The organism is Erwinia sp. S43 (genome assembly GCF_016624745.1).
Classification (GTDB): Bacteria; Pseudomonadota; Gammaproteobacteria; order Enterobacterales; family Enterobacteriaceae; genus Erwinia; species Erwinia coffeiphila.
Genome location: NZ_JACVTX010000062.1, coordinates 1 through 886, shown reverse-complemented (window position 1 = coordinate 886; position 886 = coordinate 1). Strand labels below are relative to the sequence as shown.

General features: G+C 59.7%; 1 protein-coding gene. It reads left to right on the top strand.

Annotated features, from left to right (window positions below; all coding sequences use genetic code 11):
• Positions 1 to 395: 395 nt before the first annotated feature.
• Positions 396 to 886: DUF2913 family protein (locus IBT47_RS26800; RefSeq protein ID WP_370569966.1), on the top strand; the 491-nt coding region annotated here is incomplete at its 3' end.

The following is an 886-nucleotide window of genomic DNA, read 5'->3' as shown; positions in this document are numbered from 1 at the left end:
GCGCCCGCTAACACTGCGGAAAAGATTTCCCGGCGAGCTGAAGCTCACCGCCAAATCACCGCAGTTCAGGGGTAAATAATCACGGAGTCGCTGCAGGGCCGGTCGGGTCTGGCAGGGAAGGGGCCGGATTGCGGTATATTCGGGCCTGCAACCGCCTCCGGCGGGCTGACGGCGCCGGGTGGCACCAGTGTTGTCCTCAACGGTTTATGGCGCCTCCATGCCGCTGGCGCGGCATTCACTGAGTGGCTGCGCACTGCTCGCCACCCTTCAGCTATCAGGGTGTTCATCTGCCCGGTTCCTGTTTACAATCGCTGCCAGGCTCTCCGGATAACTGAAAGGACGAACAACTGGATAACAGAAACCTCAACGTCAGCCACCTTGCCTGGTGCGGACTTGTGGCACTTCAGAACGCCCGTAATGACGGGCAGGTCAGTTCACCGGCGCAGGAAAACCTCTTCCTGGTACGCTGGCTTGCGCTGGCCGAAAAACAGCGGCGATTTCACCGTGAATTCGCAGAGGATATCCGCTGGTTGCTCAAAACGGGAAGGAACAAGGGTGTACATGCCGACCTGCCGGGCAAGCTGAACTATCTGTGGCGCGCCGGCAGCGGCAACCTGAAAGAGCAGAATGACCTGTTCCGCCTGCAGCATGCCCTGCAGGCGGTGAAGCTGACAGGATGGGTGTACAGGGTTCTGTCAGCCTCAGAATGGAGCGGACGTTACAGAATACGCCTGAATCCTTCCGTGTCGGGTATGTACATCAACAAGGCTGCCCTGGATAACGGATTTGATGAGACAGGCATGCAGCGCTCGGCGCTGCCGGTGCGTATCACCGGTAACCTCGCCGGTCTGGACGACCTGCTGAAGCAGTCGGGCTGGCGTCGTGA